Consider the following 18,645-nt stretch of genomic DNA (forward strand, 5'->3'; position numbering starts at 1 on the left):
CAATGCAATCCCTCCAATCGATGATGGGATAGCATATGCCCAGGGCGCCCAGAGGGGAAGATGTCTTGCTAAAAAAATTAGGCGCGCTCCCTTTTCTCCTTCTTTCTTCCCTTCTTCCCTCGGACCGAAGCCAGCGTCGCCTGTTCCGGCAGGCGCAGCAGCCTGGACTTGGACACCCCGATCCGCTGCGACACATAGATGCCGGTATGCCCGGAAAAATAATAACTGACGACGCAGGCGATGAACATGTATACCAAATTCCCCGAACCGAACAGCTCGATCCCCATAATAAAGCAGGCAATCGGGGTATTGGTCGCACCGCTGAACACTGCGATAAAACCGAGGGCTGCCATAAACGGCACCGCTAGATGGAGCAAGTCCGCCAGCGTGCTGCCCAGCGTTGCACCGATGACGAAGAGCGGAGTCACCTCTCCGCCTTGAAATCCGGCCCCCAGCGTAATCGAAGTGAACACGGTTTTCCAGAGAAACGCCAGCTTTGGCGCCGTCCCTTCAAAAGCATCGCTGATCAGCGGAAGACCAAGCCCGAGGTATTCCCTTGTGCCGAACGCGTAGACGATGGCAATCAGGATGCAGCCCCCGGCAAAGCTCTTGACCGCCGGATTCCGGAACCAGCCGGTGAAGCGCGCTTTCAGCCAATGCGTCAGCTCGCTGAACAAAATGCTGGCCAGGCCGAACACCATCGACGCGAGCACGACCTTCAGCACCGTGATCAGCGTGATCGCCGGAATCGTGTTTACGGAATAATGAATATGATGAATTCCCCAGGCCTTCGTGGTCAGATCCCCGATAAAGCTCGCCACAAAACAGGCAAACAGCGCTTCGTAACGGATCATCCCCAACGCAAGCACCTCCAGCCCGAAGACTGTTCCGGCGAGCGGCGTCCCAAAAACTGAGCCAAAACCGCTGCTGATGCCGCACATCAGAATGATGCGACGGTCGGCTGGGCTAAGCCGAAGTCTCTTGCCGATCCATTCCGACAAGCTCCCACCCATCTGCACCGCCGTTCCTTCCCGTCCGGCTGAGCCGCCGAACCAATGGGTCAGAATCGTTCCGAACAGGACGAGCGGAGCCATGCGCAGCGGAATAGCTCCGCCGCCCTCATGAATCTGCTCCAGTATCAAGTTGTTGCCCTTGGACGCGTCCTTGCCGTATTTCCAATACAGGTAGCTTACCAAGGCTCCCCCAAATGGAAGCAGCCACAGGAGCCACGGGTGCTGCAGACGCTGCTGCGTAACGGCATCCAGCGCTGCCAGAAACAAGGCCGATCCGGAGCCTGTAAGCACCCCCACCAGACTCCCGATGACCGACCACTTCACGATATAGCCAAGCAGCGCGAGATGCATGAATTTGCCTGCGTATACATATAACCTGCGTTTTCCCCTCGTCATCCGTTTTCCCATTACAGCGGTTTCCCCCCAGCTATGATGTATTTCCTATTGTTCCTCATTCAGGGGCAAATTACCGCTCCCCTGCTTGTCCCGGTGCAGGAATGCCTGCAAAAAAATAGACTCCTACCAGTGTCTGCACTGGTAGGAGTCATTAGCTCACGGGCGGTTAAAGGCGAACTCCATCGCCTATGTTGTTACAAATTATTGTAATGAGCGATTGGCCTGAAGTCAACAGAAAATCTGAACGCCACAATAGACGAAAAAGCACCCGTATCGCGCTTTCGCTTTACGGGTGCTTCTGCAGCGAACTAGTTTCCCTGCCGCACCGTCCTCTTAATGGAGAGGTTCAGAAATTTGGCTGAGGGCATCGCCGGCTTCGTTGATGTGGATGTTCATCGTCGCCAGGTCGCCAATGGCGCAGATCCCTACCATTTCTCCGTTCTCTACAACCGGAATGCGGCGGATTTGATGGTCGGCCATCAATTTCGCGCACTCGTGGGCATCGGTGTCCGGCGAGCACGAAATGACATCGCTTGTCATGCAGTCATGGCAGTGTACGCTGCCCGGGTCTTTACCCGCAGCTACGCAGTTCAGCACGATATCGCGGTCGGTAATCATACCTACCACTTTTTTGCCTTCGCAAACCGGAACCGATCCACAGTTGACATCGCGCATGATTTGCGCCGCAGCCGTGATCGAATCATGGGGTGCGCATACCTTTACGTCTTTGGTCATTACGTCGCGAACCATCGTCATTGCTGTTTACCTCCTCTAGGAATGATCCCCCGTATTTTACCCAGGGGTACCGGGATTATTCAGGATTGGCGCGCTGTGCTAAGAACTGCACGAATATGGGTCAGGCTGTCCGCTGAATATTTCGCCGATGATATATAAAAAAAGCGCAGGATCCATAACGGATCACTGCGCTGCGCTTGTGTGGGTCTCATGCCCCCGGATCGATCAGGCGGGCTAAGGACCTTTCAGCAATTAGTATCCCCAAGTTTTAGCGATGATGACAAGCAGAATAAAGAGGACAAGAATGATACCGACGCTCGTCGACCAGCCGCCACCATAACCAACTCCACCAACTTCGCTCATGTGATATTCCCCTTTCTTCATAGGATCAGTTTTATTCTATGAAAGAAACCTTTCAGCGTTGTGGACAGAGTCAGCGGTTTAAAAGACTATTTTCCCTCGGTCCCGAGTGAGCCCACGGCTAGCTGGCGGGATTAGTACAACGCGTGCTACCCTAGTAATCCAACTTGTACGTGCCTAGATAGTGAGAAACTACTTTAATTTATAAATAAAAAAAGCCCCTGCCAGCACTTAGCCAGCAGGGGCTTCCTCATTCCTGACTTTTTATTACCAACAGAATGCCTTAACGATAATTACCAACAAAATAAAGAGCACCAGGATAGCACCTACGTTGCTGTGCAAACCGTAACCGTATCCTACGCCACCAACAACACCGTCGCTCATACATGTACCTCCTTTGTAAGAAAGTTAATATTACAATATGTACATTCCACCATTTGGTATGGGTAAACGCACTTAAGATTTGATTTTTTTCCTGAATGAAAACGCCCGCTTCGAAAGCGGGCTTTGCCTTACATCAAGGAAGTTTTATGAGCCACTATACTATATGCCCAGTATAGGTAATTGGTTCTTACATAAAGGTCTTTATCATTCCTGATTCTTGTCCTTATTGGGATACCTTTGCGCGCCTCTGGATTGCTCATGCAGCGCTGCTAGGACCTGCGACAGCCGACAGGGGAAATTCCATTTTATTTTTAATTGATGGGAAAAACACGCTTTACTCGACTAAAGGACAGAAAAATGGTAGAAGATCGCCCAAATTAACAAAAAAGACGCGGTCTCCGAAATCCGGAAACCCGCGTCCTGTAAGGCTTATGAAAGATGCTGGTGAAGGGAATTGAACCCCCGACCTACGCATTACGAGTGCGTTGCTCTACCCCTGAGCTACACCAGCGTGGAAAATGAAATTTTCCGTCAAACAAAAACTATTATACAACTTCTTTTCCAAAATGCAATACTTCATTTGCAGTTGGAATTTATTTCAATTTGTCGCGGACCGATTGCAGCTTCTGGGCGCTGGAAGAGGCTTTGTCCCGTCTATCGTCAATTTTGACTGAAGTGGATACGCGCTGCGCGCCGGCCAGGAACGGTGCTTCGTGCAGGGCTGCAATCGCCTGCCATACATCCGGAAGAGCCCCCTCAATGATCGTGCTCATCGACGTCAGCTCGTAGCTGATCCCCTTCTGCTCCGCCAGCACCTGCTGCATCTGTGCCACATAGGAGCTCAGGCTGGTCGTGGCCGTTCCGATCGGAATGACCGTTACCTCTGCAATTGCCATGGTCGTGCGCCTCCTTTATCCTTTTGCAAGCGGATCGAACTTTATTCCTATTTTTATTTTACCCGACCGCCTCCAGAATCGCAAAAGGATGGCCCGCAAAATTTTTTATTCGCGTTTTTCCTGCAAAATCCGCCCGATTTCTACCTTTTCAGCCCCCTCTAGAGGCTAATCTCCAATGGTTCACAGTAGCGCCCCGGGGGTCCATCTGGTATAATTCTCATTGCTCGTCTTTTAAGAGGAACTAGGTTTACAAACACAATATATTGGGTTAAATTAGTATGAAAGCAACCAAATATAGTGGAAACAGGTGAACACGGCTCGATTTGCCAGGCGTTCATAATAGGGAAGCACGGTGTGAATCCGTCACGGTCCCGCCACTGTAACCGGAAGGCCGAGAGCTCCGAGCTTTCGGCACGATATCGGCTGAGGCCACTGTCCGTCACGCGGACGGGAAGGCGCCGAATATCGCATTTTCGGGAGTCAGGAGACCTGCCTGTTTTGTCTCACGAAAGGCCTACGAGGAATAGGTGCGTGATGCCAGTCGATATCTATACATAGGGTGATAGATATTTTTTCCCATGCTCGTAAATAGGGCATACGGGATCTAGCGGCATTTTCGTACCTGTGCTTCAGGTTCTTCGGAAATGCCTTTTGTATGGGCAAGCACAGCAAGAGCTCCCTCTTCACAGCATCGTCCTACTTTCCGTTATACCAAATATACAAACTTTGAAAGGAGATCTGCACCATGCCGCAGCTCGTTACCAAACCGAACAACCGCCAGCTGGCTTTTGATGAAATCCGTCTCTCCGTTTATGCCGACCGAATCCTGGAGGGGCTGGAGACCCTGGACAAGGAGCGCCTCCTCCGGGGCGTGCAGAGCAAACTGCGCCGCGAGGAAGTCACCGGCGACGAAATCAGCAGCGCGTTCACGATGTCGGCGCTTGAGCTGGTCACCAAGGAGGAGCCGAACTGGAAGTTCGCCGCAGCGCGCTCACTGCTGACCTCCCTGTACAAGAAGGCCGCTTACAACCGCCGCTACAAAGCCTATCCTGACGAGCCATATGGTGCGTTCTACCCTCTCATTACCGAGCTGGTGCAAAAAGGAATCTACCGCGAGGAGCTCCTCACCTGCTATACAAAAGAGCAAATTGAAGAATTGGGCCACTGCATCGATTACAAATGCGACCTGCTGTTCGACTATATCGGTCTGCTGACCCTGTCCGACCGCTACCTTGCGCATGATTTCGACGGACGCGTTATGGAGCTCCCGCAGGAGCGCTACATGGTCATCGCCATGTACTTGATGCACACTGAGCCAGAGGACAAGCGCCTTGAGCTCGTGAAGGAAGCGTATTGGGCCATGAGCAACCTGTACATGACCGCCGCTACGCCAACGATGTCCAACGCCGGCAAGAAGGTCGCCGGACAGCTGTCCAGCTGCTTTATCGACACGGTGGACGACTCGTTGGAAGGGATTTTCGACTCCAATACCGACGTGGCCCGTCTCAGCAAAATGGGCGGCGGCATCGGCGTTTACCTCGGTAAAGTCCGGGCGCGCGGCTCCGACATCCGCGGTCACAAGAACACCAGCTCCGGTGTCATTCCTTGGATCCGCCAGCTGAACAACACGGCGGTCAGCGTTGACCAGCTCGGTACCCGTAAAGGTGCGGTTGCCGTCTACCTGGACGTCTTCCATAAAGACATCCTGGCCTTCCTGGACCTGAAGCTGAACAATGGCGACGAGCGCATGAGAGCGCATGACGTGTTCCATGGGGTGTGCCTGCCGGATCTGTTCATGGAGGCGGTTGAAGCCCGCGGCGAGTGGAGCCTGTTCTGCCCGCATGAAGTGAAGAAAATTATGGGCTGGAAGGATGCCAACGGCCGTCCTGCGGGTCTTGAGGATTATTATGACGAAACGGTCGGTCAAGGATCGTTCCGCGAGAAGTACGCCGAAGCGGTTGCCCACCCGCTGCTTCCAAGAATTACGGTGCCTGCGATCGACATCATGAAGCGCATCATGAAATCGCAGCTGGAAACCGGCACGCCGTACATGTTCTACCGGGATACCGTCAACCGTGCGAACCCGAACCGTGCACATGGCATGATCTACTCGTCCAACCTGTGCACCGAAATTATGCAGAACCAATCCGCCACCGTGGTGGAAAAAGAAGAACTCGTGACCAAGGACGGCCAAACCCGGATCGTCATTTCCAAGGTTCCCGGCGACTTCGTTGTCTGCAACCTGAACTCGATTCACCTGGCCCGTGCCGTTCCGGACAATGTGCTGGACCGTCTGGTGCCGATCCAGGTACGCATGCTGGATAACGTCATCGACATTAACAACATTGAAGTCCTGCAAGCCCAATATACGAACAGCCAATACCGCGCGGTTGGACTCGGCACCTTCGGCCTGCATCACCTGCTCGCCCTTGAAGGCATCCGTTGGGAGTCCGACGAAGCGGTTGAATATAACGACAATTTGTACGAAAAAATCAACTACCTGCTCGTCAAATCCAGCATGGAGCTGGCCAAGGAGAAAGGCCACTATCCGAAGTTCAAAGGCTCCGACTGGGAGAACGGCGCTTACTTCACCAGCCGCGGTTATGTCGACGGCGAGCATGAAGGCAAGTTCGTCACCACCGAGCAGTGGAAAGAGCTCCAGCAGGAAGTGCAGCAGAACGGCGTCCGCAACGCCTGGCTGTTTGCCATTGCGCCGAACGGTTCGACTTCAATCATTGCCGGCTCCACCGCCAGCATCGATCCGCTGTACGACCTTCTGTCTTACGAGGAAAAAACGACCTACAAGATCGCCAACCCGGCTCCGGACCTGTCCGAGAAGACGATCTGGTATTACAAAACGGCATTCCTGATCGACCAGCATTGGTCCATCAAGATGGCCGCGGCGCGTCAGCGCCACATCGACCAGGCTCAAAGCTTCAACCTGTACGTTCGTCCTGATATCCGGGCGACGGAATTCCTGGAGCTTCACCTTCACGCCTGGAAAGCCGGCATCAAAACGACGTACTACGTCCGCAGCCGTGCGCTGACGATTGAAGAGTGCGAGTCGTGTGCGTCGTAAAAGATATTAAAGCCTAAAACCTTTTTCGATCCCTCCCAAACCCTCCCTTCCAAGGGAGGGCCCCGAGGGCGCTGCCCTCTGGACACCCGGAATGTTGGCGGAAGACCGGCGGGTGGCGGATTTTCTTGATGTGAATATGTGCTGTGAGTCGCTTTCGTCCCCCTCCTGCTTTGCAGGTTATGGGGGACACGCTTTTACGTTTGAGCGGTGCGAGTGGTGGTCTCCTCGATTCTCGGAGACCCCTTGCGTCGCGCGGCTTTGCTCCCTGTTTTGGCTTCGCCAAAATACGGGAGGCTCGCCACGCGTCCGGCTAAACGGATAAGGACAACTGGAATGGAAAGATACTGCATGAACCATTTGAGGCAGACTATCTGAAACCTTAAGTTAAAGATCACTGGTATAGCTCAACTGATATGGATTACAGCATTCTGCGATGGATGTTGATATAAATGAGCAAGTAAAAACAGAACTACGAGGAGGAATCGAGTATGCAAATGCAAAAGATTTTTAACACCGAAGCACCGAACCGCTCAACCCGCATCATCGAAGGAGAATGCTCGGGCATCCTGAACTGGAACGATATCCGCATGCCCCATATGTACAAATTGTATAAGGTTCTGCTGCTGAACCACTGGATCGCCGACGAAATTCCGATGGCCAAAGACGCGCAGCAGTTCGTCAACCTCGATCCGGAAGAGCAGCGCACCTTCAAGATCAACATTTCCCTGCTCGCCGTGCTGGACTCGATGCAGACGATGTTCATCGGCGACGTAAAGCGTTATTTTACCGATTCCTCGCTGGAGGCCATTTCGGCTATCATCGGGCAGCAGGAAGTCGTACACAACCAATCCTACTCCTACGTGCTGTCTTCGATCGTTTCGGAGCAGGAGCAGAAAGAGATTTTCGAGTACTGGAAGCATGATCCGGTGCTGCTCGACCGCAACCGTTTCATCTCGGAAATCTACCAGGAGTTCCGCGACGAGCAGAATCCGCAAACGTTCTTTAGAGCACTTGTGGCCGACCTGATCCTGGAAGGCATTTTCTTCTACAGCACGTTCGCCTTCTTCTACAACCTGGCCCGTGACCAGAAGATGATGGCGACCAGCCAAATGATCTCCTACATCCAGCGCGACGAGAACCAGCACTGCTACTTCTTCGGCGAAGTGTTCAAGCAGCTGCTCAAGGATTTCCCTGAGCTGAACACGAAGGAGAACATGGACTACGTCTACCGCACGATCGACCGCGCGGTTGAACTGGAAACGAACTGGGCGCACTACACGCTCAGCGAGGTCAAAGGCATCGATCTGAATGAGCTGTCCGACTACATCAAGTACATCGCCAACAAACGCCTGAAAATGATGGGGATGGAAAAAGGTTACGAAGGCGTGGATTCCAACTGCATGCCATGGATTCGTCCTTTCTCCGACGAGGCGCTCAACGCCACCAAAACGGACTTCTTCGAAGCCAAATCCCGCAACTACGGCAAGGTCGGCGACGACAACGGATTCGACGATCTGTAAGCCGCTCGCCTGCAATATACTAGTTCCGCAACAACCGGGAAGTGCAGCTCCGCTGCGCTTCCCTTTTTCATTGGATCGTGTATGATGGAACAAAAGATATTAGATCCGCATGCTACCGTTTGGAAAGGAGCTGCCCGTTGCCCGTGAATAAATCCTTGAAGGCTGTCTTGTTTCTTGTCGCATCCGCGATTCTGACCCGGCTGATCCCGTTTTCCTCCTGGTTCCGCACCCTGGATACGATGATTCATGAGTTCGGCCATGCGGTCGTCACCCTGCTGCTCTCCGGAAGGGTTCTGCGCATCGAGCTCAATGCCGATCACAGCGGGACCACCTACTCCTATTTATCCTCCGGCTGGAGCTCCGTGCTCGTCTCGCTGTCGGGGTATACGATCGCTTCCATCTTCGCTGTGCTTCTATTCTACGGGTACGCCAAACGTAAGCAGGCCGCCGGGCTGATCCTGATCACGCTGCTGGCTGCCGTCAACCTGCTCTTTTTTGTCCGGAACAGCTATGGGGTTTGGTGGCTCGTCATCTTTATGGCGCTGAACATCGTGTTTTATTTGCTGGGCAGCACCGTGCGCAATTTCTATTACCTTCTGCTCGCCTTCCTTTGCCTGGAAGAATCGGTTGTTGGGCCGCTTACCCTGGCCATCACTTCCTTGACCAATCCGCGGCAGGCCGGTGACGCGGCCAACCTGGCTCACATGACGGTGCTCCCTGCCATCGCCTGGTCGGTGCTGTTTCTGCTGTTTGCGCTTTGGTGCACCACCCAAAGCCTTACCTTGTTTTGGCGGAAGCCCGCGCGAAAGCCCACTGCAAACACCAGCATGCGGACCGGATAAAACGTACGCCGTTTCGAATTCTCTCAACCCAAAAAAAAGGCTTGTCCCACACGTATGTGGGCGCAAGCCTTTTCTGCTCTTATCGAGTGTTCGTATGAACGGGACCAGCGGCGCAGCTAGCGTCAACTGCTCCGTCTTCTGCCAAATATCAGCGACAGAATAAACAGGATCAGGAAGACGAAGAACAGCACCTTTGCGACGCCAACGAGCGCAGAAACGATGCCGAAGAAGCCGAAAATCGCAGCTACGATGGCAATGATCAAAAACAAAATCGCGAGTCCGATCATCGTGATCACCTTTCTTTCGTTAGAATGTGGTACTTGTTTTTAACCCTGAATCGGAGATTTGAACCTTGAAAAATGCCCCAAATCCGCATATAATTTGTCCATACTTGAACTGTTCATTATTGAACAAATTAATAAACGAAAGGTTGCCTGAGCCATGGATCACCAAGAACGCCAAGATCCTCAAATCAAGCTGGCCGCTGAAGTCGTTCAATCCTTTTCCGGCATTCAAAAACGCCTTCTGGAGTTTACCCGCAGCAACGCGGAGGGACTAGGATTAACCGTGCTGCAGCTCGCCATCCTGAACACGCTGTATACCGCGCCCGGCATGACACTAAGAGAATTAACCGAGCGTCTCTCTTCTCCTAAAAGCACCCTTAGCGTTCAAGTGGAAGGCCTCGTCCAATCGGGATTGGTGGACCGTGTTATCTCCGAGACAGACCGCAGGGAGGTCAAGCTGAGCCTTACCGCTGATGGACGGGAGCGTTCCCTTCAGTCGGCGGCTAAGCCCCGCTCCTACCAAGCCATGGCGTATGCCCTCGAGCAGCTCCCCGCTTCCGATGTGGAGAGCCTGCTCCGCATGCACCAAAGCATACAAAAGCTTTTGGAGGAGTACACATCCAGGTAAGGGATGTATGTATATTGTGCTTTTGATCGGTTTACGCTATACTAAACCGCAAAGAACTGAACAGTGACATTACGCCGATGAACAGCATCCAACTGTGAGGCGTTTTCGACCGGAGCGGATGGCGATTCCCGCGTGTACGCAGCATGACAGTGCAGCGGCTCCTCCATTCTCTCTCTAAGTTAACCGGCCTCCGTCCGTTATCGCGGAACCAAGCGGATCGGCACTGCCCTCGGGCAGGCTGGTCAAATTGGGTGGCACCGCGAGCAAGCGCTCCTCGTCCCAAGGGATGAGGGCGCTTTTTGTATTTTTACAGGACAAAAGGACAAAGGAGACGGTATCCATGCTAAACATTCAATTCATCCGTGACCATCAGGAACAGGTACAGCAAGTCGCGGAGCAAAAAAACATTCCCTTTCAGGTGGACGATCTGCTGGAATGGGACGAGAAGCGGAGAAGGCTGCTGCAGGAGACGGAATCGCTAAGGGCTCAGCGCAATGAGCTGACCAAGAGCATCGCGGGACTGCTGAAGCAAGGCAAGGACGAAGCCGCGGAGCAGCTTAAGGGCCAAGTGAAGGAGATTAACCGCAGCCTGGACGGCTGCGAAGCCGGTCTGCGCGAGGCAACCAGCAAATTTGAGGAACTGATGCTGCTCGCCCCCAACGTTGTCTCGGAGGACACGCCGATTGGCAAGGACGACAGCGACAATGTGGAAGTCCGCCGGATCGGGACGCCGCGGCAATTCGATTTTGAGATGAAGGATCATGTCACGCTCGGCGAGCTGCACGATCTGTTCGATATTCCGCGCGGGGTCAAGACGGCGGGCAGCCGCAGCTATTATTTGAAGGGAGCTGGCCTGTTCCTTCATCTGGCCGTACAGCGGCTGGCGATTGACCTCCTGGCCTCGCGCGGATTTACGCCGATGGACGTACCGGTCATGGTCCGTCCCGAAGCGCTGGCCCGATCGGGATTCTTCCCTACCGGGAAGGATCAGACCTATGAGCTGGCCGGTGAGGACAAGTGGCTCGTCGGCACTTCGGAGGTGTCGCTGGTGTCGTACTACAGCGACGAAGTGATCGACGCCGCCCTTCCTATCCGGCTCGCGGGCGTGTCGAGCTGCTTCCGCCGGGAAATCGGCTCGGCGGGCCGCGACGTACGCGGCTTATACCGCGTCCACCAGTTCGCCAAGGTCGAGCAGGTCGTCCTCTGCGAGAACGATCCCGCGGCGTCGGAGGCGATGCTTCAGGAAATTACCGGCCATGCCGAGGAGATCCTGCGGCTGCTGGAGCTTCCTTACCGGATGATGGCCGTCTGCACCGGAGACATGTCGCAGAAGACGTATAAGCAGTACGACATCGAAACCTGGATGCCGAGCCGCGGAGCCTACGGCGAAACCCATTCGTCGTCGAATCTGCTCGACTTCCAGGCCCGGCGCTCGAACATCCGCTACCGCGATGCGGAAGGCAGGCTGCAGTACTGCCATACGCTGAACAATACGGCCGTGGCCTCGCCCCGCATTCTGATTCCGCTGCTCGAAAACCATCAGCGGGAAGACGGATCGATTTACATTCCGAACGCCCTTCGGCCTTATATGGGCGGCATCGCCGAGCTGGTCCCCCCCGTCCCCAAAGAGGAGTAAGCGCGGACTATTGGGGATATGGGAGATCAGGAATGGCAGGAGCGGCGATAAAACCGGAAGACCCGAAAATCAAAAGATATTGTAGAGTCACCTCCCTGCTTGCCGGGAAAGAAGAACGGCCCCTATACTGGTTTAAAAAAGTTATTTTATAGCGGAGGTGGTTGGAATGAGCGCCCACGATATCGGGACCGAATATTTCCGGGTGGTCAACGAGAAATTCGCCGAACTGAAACGTTCCGCCGAGAAGGCGATCGCGCAGGTTCCGGACGATAAGCTGAATTGGTCGTTAAACGAAGACTCCAACAGCATTGCGGTTATCGTTCATCATATGAGCGGGAATATGATCTCCCGCTGGACGAACTTCCTTGATTCCGACGGGGAAAAAGAAGGCCGCGACCGGGACAGCGAGTTCGAGGGCACCGTGGCCTCAAGAGAAGAACTGCTGGACATCTGGAACCGCGGCTGGGGCGTCTTTCTGAAGGCGCTAGGCTCCCTCAGCAGCGATGACCTGCTGCGGACCGTCTACATCCGGGAAAAGCCGCATTCGGTGCTGGAAGCGATCGAACGGCAGATGTCGCACTATTCCAGCCATATCGGGCAGATCATTTACATCGCCAAGCAGATTCAATCGGACGCTTGGGAGACGCTGACGATTCCGCGCCGCAAGAGCTAGCGGATGAAAGGCCTCCTCTATCGGGTGATTTTGCCCACAGAACATTAGCCTAAGCAAAGGCAGCGCAATAATGCCGAGAATGGGAACCTGCTGGTTCGCCGCCCCGGCCGATATCAGTGAGTCGTCAAAAAGGGACAAAGTGAAAAGAGTTTCCTCTTTTCACTTTGTCCCTTTTTATTACCGCCTGCCTTGGGGTATGCTCATGTTTAAGACGGATTCTTGGCCAAATCCGCTGCCTGCGCTGGCGTCAGTGCGCCATCATACACGCGCAGCTCGTCGATCAGCCCTTTAAACGGCGGATCCCACCAGTTGACGCCCAGGCTAAAGCTTGCCTTCGTGCCGGTAAACCAGTCCGGGAAGTTCGCTCCCTTGAACTTCTGCACCCCATTTACGTACACGGTCAGCGTGCCATTCTCCGCGGAAAAGGCCAGATGCGACCACTCGCCGGTCGGAATGGTCAGTCCGGTCGCCCCGTCATACCAGATCGTGCTGCCCGACCAGACCATCGTATTGTTGGCGACGGCTCCCCGCGGTACGAGGCTCACCCAATGGTCGCCGTCCTTCGCGCCAAAGAAGGCCGTCGTGTACGTCGTCAGCTCCTCCGGTTTGATCCACAGCGCAACCGAATAGGCATTGCTTGAAATCAGTCCGTCCGGCAGCCGGATCCCGGAGGCTCCGTCGAACTTGGCGGCCTGGCCTTGTCTGCTCTCGGCGAAGGTGATGCTGCCGCCGGACTTGTCAATCCGGTCGCCGGTCACCGTACCTGCGGCAAACCGCCCCTGACTGTCCGCAAAGCTGCCATCAAGTCCGTAATAAGCAGACAGCTTGGCGTCCTGGTACGGCAGAACGGTCACCGTAAAGGACTTCGTCAGCGACGCGCCGCCTTTGGTGATTGTTGCAGTGAGCACTGCTTGAACCGGGGCGCCGCCTGCCGGACGGTGCACCTCACCTTTGGCCGATACGACCGCTTCGTCCGAGCTCTTCCAGGAAATCGCGGTGTGCCGGGCTCCTTCCGCCGGAAGGGCGAGGTCCGACACGACCTTCGCCGTATCCCCCAGACTCAGATCGTTGTATACGTCCTGAACCAGCGCCTGATCGGTTTTGTCTTCAAGCCGGCTGCCCCAGACCGCCACGCCCTCCCGCGAAGAAGCCGTGAAGGTCATGACATAACGCTCGGACACCGGATCCCAGCCGCTGGCGAAGACGCCCTTGTACACGGAACCGGCAATGACAAGCTCCGCCTCGTTGTGCCCGGTCTTTTTCCAAGTGCCGGTCACATCGCCTGAAATCGTGTTGTCCTTGTTCAGCCGGATATACACGGAGGACTGGATATCCGCGGTCGTCCCTTTTCCGTGGTTGATGAATTTATATTCCCCGATCAGGTCCTGACGGTCCACCTTGCTCAACGTTTCTCCTGCATACCGGTATGGGGCAACCACCGGCCAGCCGTCCGCATTCATGTACATTTGATGCACCCGCACCTCATGCGCTTCGCCCATCTGCGGGAAACGGGTATGAAAGACGAGGAACCGCTTGCCGGTCGCATCATCCAGCAGCACGGAGTTATGCCCTGGAGACACATACCCTACGCCGATGCCGGTGCCCGGATCGCCCACGTCTCTGGCAAACAGGTAGTTCCCCATCAGCTTGTTGCCGTACGGCGCGTTGTCCGTGTCTCCGGGCAGAACGGCGTTCTGGCCCTGGGCATCCACATACGGTCCGTCCGGGTTCTTCGCGCGAAACACCCGCATGTTGTAACCTCCGTCGGCTCCAAGCCAGCCGTAGGTCATGTACAGGTAGTAGTAGCCGGTAGCTTTATCAAACACCACATACGGACCTTCGCCCGATTTGCCGTAACCTCCGGCCACCTTCGTGCCGAAATACCGGTCCACCAGGCGTCCGTCGGCGGTCTTGCCGTCTTTGCCGGGATATTTCACCTTGCCGGTCTTCGGGTCCACGGGAAGGACGAAGATACCACCGGACCAGGAGCCGTAAGACATCCAGAGCTGCCCGTTGTTGTCATAGTACAGGTTCGGATCGATCGCATTCGGATACGTGCCGTTGGCAAACGACCCGTCAGCGTTGAACCAGGCACCGCTTGCCCCGCTGAGCTGTCCGCCGTCGATCAGCTTCGGAATGTTCGTGTTCGTCCACTTTTTATTGATCGCGCTGTCCTTATCCTTGGCATCGCCCTCCGTAAAGCCGGAGTACACCAGGGTATCGACATACTGATAAGGCCCCTCGATCTTTGGCGACACAGCAAACCCGATGGCCGACCGGATATACGTCGAGGACGTGCAGTAGTACAGCATATAGGCGCCTTTGGTGCCGTCCGTATTCACATATTCGGGATTCCAGAACACGTCGGGAGCCCACACGGAAAAACCGCCCTTGCTGTCCGAATCATTTTGTCCGGCCCAGGCGAACGACCCGGCCAAATTTTGCGCCAGATCGCCATACAGCACGTTGCCCGGCGTCGTATACCCGTTCGTAAACCGGGTCCAGCTCTGCAGGTCCTTTGATCGGGCCGCTTCAATATGCGAACCGAATACGTAATACGTATCCCCGTCCTTCACGATGGATGGATCGTGTACGGATACGTTTTGATACACCGGCGCCTGTCCCTGCTGCTCCTGTGTCTTGCCGCCTTTCTGCGCCGTACTGTCCGGCCCGGTACCAAATACCTGCCCCGGAACCGTGACGAACAGCATCATCATCAAAAATGCCGAAACCCACCTTCTGTTCATGTTTGCTCCCTCCAACAAATAAAATTTTCAGAAAATAAGATCATTCAATCTTTGGCGAAAACGCATTCATTGATCCGCACAGCGCTGCTTCATCGTGACCCCTGCCGCGGCCCGGCGACCGATCCCTCCCTTGTTACCGTTTCGTCGACCTGTAAACCGCTTTCAACACGTATTTTGTTTAGATAAAACTAAAATGTTTTAAGTAATCATATAATGATAATCATTAAATTTCAATCGTCTTCGGAAAATATTTAACTTATCGCTGCTCAAATAACAGTTATCATCCTTCATTAAGTTTAGGAAAGTTTAAAACAAAAAAAAGAATGAGACCCTAAAGTCCCATTCCTTTCGTCCGTTCAAGTATTCAGCTGTAAAAAACAGGCTTTGACCGCTCAACCTTGCACGTTCAAATCGCCCATACGCCGCAATACAACGCCCGCTTATTCCCAATAAAACGGTCCTTTCCCCTGCAGCCGGGCGAGGCCTTCCACGAAGAAAAAGTCGCCGTAAATCAGCGGCACGTCCACATTCGTTTGGTTCGGATAATGGCTCGTCCCATGCAAAATGAGGCCTTCCTGCGCATGATCGTCAAAAGCGCCGTAGTTCGCGTATAGCGACTCCAATATGCGCACGGCCGGCTCACGGTAGACGGCTGCTTCCAGCTCACCCACCTGCTCCGACAGCAGGAGCAGCCCGCTGGCCGCGCACGCGCCGGCCGAGGAGTCGCGGTATTGCCTTTCTTCCAGCGGCGCCCGGAAGTCCCAGTGCGGCACGTGGTCCTGCGGCAGATTGGCAAGGAAGAAGTGGGCGACACGCTTGGCCGTGTCCAGATAGGCTTGCTTGCCGGTATGATGATAGGCCAGCGTCAGGCCGTAGATGGCCCAGGCCGTGCCGCGGGACCAGGCCGACTCCGGCGCATAGCCCTGGCCGCCGATGCCGCCGATACGCTCGCCCGTGTCCGGGTCGTAGCGCATAATGTGATACACGGAGCCGTCCGGACGGACAAAGTCGGCGGCCACCGTGTCCATATGCGCCTCAGCGACGTGGCGGTACCGCGGATCGCCGGTCATGGCGGACGCCTGGAACAGCAGCGGCACGTTCATGGCGCAGTCGATGATGGTGACGCCGGCATTGTCCTCGCCTGCGGACCACGGATTCCAGGCGCGGATGAACCGGCCTTTCAAATTAAAGCGGGCGGCCAGGTAATTCGCCGCCTTGAGCGCCCTCCGCTTCGACTCCTCGCTTCCCGTCAGCTTGTAGGAAGCCAGGCTCGTCAGCGTCCACATAAATCCGAGGTCATGGTCGAGACGGGTGTAGCCGTCCAATACTTCATCGAGCCGGGCCTCGCATTCCTCGGCGATCCCCCGCAGACGCTCGTCCCCGCTGCCGTTATACAGCAGCCAGAGCAGCCCCGGCCAGAAGCCCGCCGTCCACCAGTGCGGGGGTTCCAGCACATACTCGCCGTTTGGGCTGGCATGGGGAAATCCCGCCCCGATGCGCTGGCTCGTGCGCCGGACTTTATCCAGCGCCTTGCCCCAAGCTTCATTTACCCATACCGCTTGCGCGGCCTGTTCCGTCATATTCACTCCCGATCCCCGCTTTCCCTGTCATTTGGCTCAAACTCAAAGGTGACGGCGACCCGGATGGAGGGCTCCGGCTTCCGGACCGTCAAATCGATCGTGTACCATTCGGCTTCGCATCCGTCATGGTCCATAAACATCCGCCGGGTGATCTCCGGCGAGAGCATCCCGCCGTCATAACGCATAATCAGCTTCAAGCCCTGCTCTCCTGATCCTTGGAGCTCGATCCGGTCCCCCGCAAGCCGCGGCCGGACGCGGGTGACAAAACGCTCCACCACCGAGCTTGGCGCTCCTGCAAACCGATACTCGTCCGTAAGGGCCAGACTCGGCAGCCCGCCCTGCATCTCCCAGCGGAGCGCACGGCGCAGGCTTTCCAGCCCCGCGTACCGGTAAGCTTGCGTGAGGTCCACGCCAAACACAGCTCCAGCCTCATCGGCATAAGCCTCTTCGACCACCGCCCGGCTGTCCTCTCCTTCGGCCTGATACTGGCCGCCGACGATCGGCACGCTGTGCCCCTGCGAGCCGTTGCAGTCGTAGGTGTAGCGCTCCGGTCCGAAATACGACTTCGTGTATTCCCCGCTGCCGAGGTCGGCGAGGAAAAACTCGCCGTCCCCGTACAGCATGAATTGCCCGAGGTCGTTATGGTTGTGGGGCTCGGCGTTATGCCCGCCTTTGGCTGCAAAGCCGAACGCGCAGCCGGGGCCGGCATGCCGCCAGATGAGCCACTGTGCGTCGGGCAGGTAGCCGAAGAACGGCCCCCACTCGCTCTGGGCCGGCTCCCCGCTCCGCCACAGCAGATTCCGGATGGCCGGCGCCCAGCGGCTGCAGTGATCCTGCGTAAACGCAGCCCGGAGGCGGGCCGGCGGCCGCTGGAACTCGGGATACAGGCCGGCCAAATAATCCGACAGCCCCGGCTGAATGCTGCCGCTTGGCCTGGAGTCGGAGAAGTTCGCCACCGCGCTTCCGCCAAGAAAGCATGTTTGCTGAAACAGCGCGATGCGGCGGACCTTGTCGCTGGCGAACCAGTCCAGCCGTCCACGAGATCGCTTCCGAAGCAGATCGGCGTAATACGTAAAATAACCGAATCCGTAATTCCAGTACCCGAGCCCCTCCTGACAGGCGCCGTCTTCACCGAACCCCGTCAGGTAGCAGTTCATGCTTCTCTCCGCCTTCGCCAGAACGGCCGCCAAACGGTCCGCATCCTCCATTAGCAGCAGCGCCGCAGCGCCGATCGAACCGGCGCACACGGCGGACCAGTTATGTACGGCCGACTCCCAGTGATACTCCCGGGCCAAATACGGCTCGAACAGGCGGCGATGCACTTCATCCCGAATTCGGCTCCGGATCAGGGGCGGCAGATCGTCGCCCGCCAGGTACAGCAGCTCGCTGAGCGCAAAGCCGGTTTCGGCACTGAACAAATCGATCTCTCCCCCGGCGTCCCCTTCCCCCAGGTGGGCGGGGAGGCACCAGGTATACTCCTCCAAAATAAGCCACAGCGTATCGCACAGTGCCTCGCGGTATTCATCCCGCTCCGGCTCAAGCATCGTCAGAATCGCAAAGGTGTTCAGCCGGCGGCGCCGCTCGAAATACACCCGCTCATACCCAAGCCGGCGCCCGGTACGGGCAAAGTCGGCATACAGCGAGTACGTTAATACCGGCAGCGGCAGTCCAAGCAGCCGCTGACCTTCCGCCTGAATTTCACGTCGGTCCGCTTCATACAGGTCCGAGGTCCGGACCTTCTGCCAGAAACGGGCCGCGTCGCCGTCCGGATAATACAGGTCCAACCCGGCGGGAACCATGTCATGAGTCACTTCCTTCAGGGACGGACTTCCTTGCTCGTGACGGGATGATGATTCCAGCAATTGCGAATCC

The 18,645-nt window shown here is 55.8% G+C and carries 15 protein-coding genes, 1 tRNA gene and 2 riboswitches; of the genes, 6 read left to right on the top strand and 10 right to left on the bottom strand.

Annotation, left to right across the window (positions count from 1 at the left end; translation table 11 throughout):
- Nucleotides 1–77: 77 nt before the first annotated feature.
- The 6 genes from BCV73_RS26270 to BCV73_RS26285 form a co-directional block, all read right to left on the bottom strand.
- Complete coding sequence (locus tag BCV73_RS26270; protein WP_089550409.1) at nucleotides 78–1,409, bottom strand: voltage-gated chloride channel family protein; 1,332 nt, start codon at nucleotides 1,407–1,409, stop codon at nucleotides 78–80.
- A gap of 135 nt (nucleotides 1,410–1,544) precedes the next feature.
- Nucleotides 1,545–1,605: riboswitch (Fluoride riboswitch) on the bottom strand.
- Nucleotides 1,606–1,742: 137 nt separating this feature from the next.
- Entirely contained in the window at nucleotides 1,743–2,165 is a 423-nt protein-coding gene (locus tag BCV73_RS26275; protein ID WP_076172830.1) for a CBS domain-containing protein, read from the bottom strand.
- A 231-nt stretch (nucleotides 2,166–2,396) separates the two neighbouring features.
- Nucleotides 2,397–2,507, bottom strand: a complete 111-nt coding sequence (locus tag BCV73_RS34855; protein ID WP_105445680.1) for a sporulation protein YjcZ — start codon at nucleotides 2,505–2,507, stop codon at nucleotides 2,397–2,399.
- 264 nt (nucleotides 2,508–2,771) lie between these two features.
- Nucleotides 2,772–2,888, bottom strand: coding sequence for a YjcZ family sporulation protein (locus BCV73_RS35485; protein WP_208837126.1), 117 nt, complete (start codon nucleotides 2,886–2,888; stop codon nucleotides 2,772–2,774).
- Between the two features lie 439 nt (nucleotides 2,889–3,327).
- Nucleotides 3,328–3,399 (bottom strand) — tRNA-Thr (locus tag BCV73_RS26280).
- 82 nt (nucleotides 3,400–3,481) lie between these two features.
- Nucleotides 3,482–3,784: an MTH1187 family thiamine-binding protein gene (locus BCV73_RS26285; protein ID WP_076172827.1), complete on the bottom strand. Its 303-nt coding sequence runs from the start codon at nucleotides 3,782–3,784 to the stop codon at nucleotides 3,482–3,484.
- Between the two features lie 288 nt (nucleotides 3,785–4,072).
- A riboswitch (cobalamin riboswitch) is annotated at nucleotides 4,073–4,295 on the top strand.
- Between the two features lie 234 nt (nucleotides 4,296–4,529).
- Here BCV73_RS26285 and BCV73_RS26290 point away from each other — a divergent pair.
- The 3 genes from BCV73_RS26290 to BCV73_RS26300 all read left to right on the top strand — a co-directional run bounded on the left by BCV73_RS26290 (nucleotide 4,530) and on the right by BCV73_RS26300 (nucleotide 9,225).
- Nucleotides 4,530–6,863: a ribonucleoside-diphosphate reductase subunit alpha gene (locus BCV73_RS26290; RefSeq protein WP_089549122.1), complete on the top strand. Its 2,334-nt coding sequence runs from the start codon at nucleotides 4,530–4,532 to the stop codon at nucleotides 6,861–6,863.
- A 488-nt stretch (nucleotides 6,864–7,351) separates the two neighbouring features.
- Nucleotides 7,352–8,383: a ribonucleotide-diphosphate reductase subunit beta gene (locus BCV73_RS26295; protein ID WP_076172825.1), complete on the top strand. Its 1,032-nt coding sequence runs from the start codon at nucleotides 7,352–7,354 to the stop codon at nucleotides 8,381–8,383.
- 143 nt (nucleotides 8,384–8,526) lie between these two features.
- Nucleotides 8,527–9,225 (top strand): M50 family metallopeptidase, encoded by a 699-nt coding sequence (locus BCV73_RS26300; RefSeq protein WP_089550410.1) that lies wholly within the window; start codon nucleotides 8,527–8,529, stop codon nucleotides 9,223–9,225.
- Nucleotides 9,226–9,347: 122 nt separating this feature from the next.
- Here the strand turns inward: BCV73_RS26300 and BCV73_RS26305 are convergent, their stop codons facing one another.
- A complete protein-coding gene (locus tag BCV73_RS26305) occupies nucleotides 9,348–9,512 on the bottom strand; it encodes a DUF1328 domain-containing protein (RefSeq protein ID WP_076172824.1) in 165 nt (54 codons plus the stop codon).
- Nucleotides 9,513–9,666: 154 nt separating this feature from the next.
- Between BCV73_RS26305 and BCV73_RS26310 the strand changes: the two genes are divergently transcribed.
- The 3 genes from BCV73_RS26310 (at nucleotide 9,667) to BCV73_RS26320 (ending at nucleotide 12,446) form a co-directional block, all read left to right on the top strand.
- The gene (locus BCV73_RS26310) at nucleotides 9,667–10,137 is read left to right on the top strand and encodes a MarR family winged helix-turn-helix transcriptional regulator (RefSeq protein WP_089549123.1); all 471 of its coding nucleotides are present in this window, start codon (nucleotides 9,667–9,669) and stop codon (nucleotides 10,135–10,137) included.
- 340 nt (nucleotides 10,138–10,477) lie between these two features.
- The gene (gene serS / locus BCV73_RS26315) at nucleotides 10,478–11,773 is read left to right on the top strand and encodes a serine--tRNA ligase (RefSeq protein WP_089549124.1); all 1,296 of its coding nucleotides are present in this window, start codon (nucleotides 10,478–10,480) and stop codon (nucleotides 11,771–11,773) included.
- A gap of 166 nt (nucleotides 11,774–11,939) precedes the next feature.
- On the top strand, nucleotides 11,940–12,446 hold the full coding sequence (locus tag BCV73_RS26320) for a DUF1572 family protein (RefSeq protein ID WP_089549125.1): 507 nt from the start codon (nucleotides 11,940–11,942) through the stop codon (nucleotides 12,444–12,446).
- 206 nt (nucleotides 12,447–12,652) lie between these two features.
- On the opposite strand, the gene BCV73_RS26325 is transcribed toward BCV73_RS26320, so the two are convergent.
- From BCV73_RS26325 to BCV73_RS26335, 3 genes are all read right to left on the bottom strand, one after another.
- Nucleotides 12,653–15,193, bottom strand: coding sequence for a LamG-like jellyroll fold domain-containing protein (locus BCV73_RS26325; RefSeq protein ID WP_089549126.1), 2,541 nt, complete (start codon nucleotides 15,191–15,193; stop codon nucleotides 12,653–12,655).
- A 440-nt stretch (nucleotides 15,194–15,633) separates the two neighbouring features.
- Nucleotides 15,634–16,773 carry a glycoside hydrolase family 88 protein gene (locus tag BCV73_RS26330; protein ID WP_089549127.1) on the bottom strand — a complete coding sequence of 380 codons (1,140 nt, stop codon included), beginning with the start codon at nucleotides 16,771–16,773 and terminating at the stop codon, nucleotides 15,634–15,636.
- A gap of 2 nt (nucleotides 16,774–16,775) precedes the next feature.
- Nucleotides 16,776–18,635: a heparinase II/III family protein gene (locus tag BCV73_RS26335; RefSeq protein WP_256993010.1), complete on the bottom strand. Its 1,860-nt coding sequence runs from the start codon at nucleotides 18,633–18,635 to the stop codon at nucleotides 16,776–16,778.
- Between the last annotated feature and the right edge of the window lie 10 nt (nucleotides 18,636–18,645).

This window comes from Paenibacillus sp. SSG-1 (genome assembly GCF_002224835.1).
Classification (GTDB): Bacteria; Bacillota; Bacilli; order Paenibacillales; family Paenibacillaceae; genus Paenibacillus_AQ; species Paenibacillus_AQ favisporus.

Excerpts from the sequence above, each read along its gene's own strand:
- BCV73_RS26285 (WP_076172827.1), bottom strand. The coding sequence starts at position 3,784 with ATGGCAATTGCAGAGGTAACGGTCATTCCGATCGGAACGGCCACGACC.
- BCV73_RS26270 (WP_089550409.1), bottom strand. The coding sequence starts at position 1,409 with ATGACGAGGGGAAAACGCAGGTTATATGTATACGCAGGCAAATTCATG.
- BCV73_RS26310 (WP_089549123.1), top strand. The coding sequence starts at position 9,667 with ATGGATCACCAAGAACGCCAAGATCCTCAAATCAAGCTGGCCGCTGAA.
- BCV73_RS26325 (WP_089549126.1), bottom strand. The coding sequence starts at position 15,193 with ATGAACAGAAGGTGGGTTTCGGCATTTTTGATGATGATGCTGTTCGTC.
- BCV73_RS34855 (WP_105445680.1), bottom strand. The coding sequence starts at position 2,507 with ATGAGCGAAGTTGGTGGAGTTGGTTATGGTGGCGGCTGGTCGACGAGC.
- BCV73_RS26290 (WP_089549122.1), top strand. The coding sequence starts at position 4,530 with ATGCCGCAGCTCGTTACCAAACCGAACAACCGCCAGCTGGCTTTTGAT.
- BCV73_RS26305 (WP_076172824.1), bottom strand. The coding sequence starts at position 9,512 with ATGATCGGACTCGCGATTTTGTTTTTGATCATTGCCATCGTAGCTGCG.
- BCV73_RS26275 (WP_076172830.1), bottom strand. The coding sequence starts at position 2,165 with ATGACGATGGTTCGCGACGTAATGACCAAAGACGTAAAGGTATGCGCA.
- BCV73_RS35485 (WP_208837126.1), bottom strand. The coding sequence starts at position 2,888 with ATGAGCGACGGTGTTGTTGGTGGCGTAGGATACGGTTACGGTTTGCAC.
- BCV73_RS26330 (WP_089549127.1), bottom strand. The coding sequence starts at position 16,773 with ATGACGGAACAGGCCGCGCAAGCGGTATGGGTAAATGAAGCTTGGGGC.
- serS (WP_089549124.1), top strand. The coding sequence starts at position 10,478 with ATGCTAAACATTCAATTCATCCGTGACCATCAGGAACAGGTACAGCAA.
- BCV73_RS26295 (WP_076172825.1), top strand. The coding sequence starts at position 7,352 with ATGCAAATGCAAAAGATTTTTAACACCGAAGCACCGAACCGCTCAACC.
- BCV73_RS26320 (WP_089549125.1), top strand. The coding sequence starts at position 11,940 with ATGAGCGCCCACGATATCGGGACCGAATATTTCCGGGTGGTCAACGAG.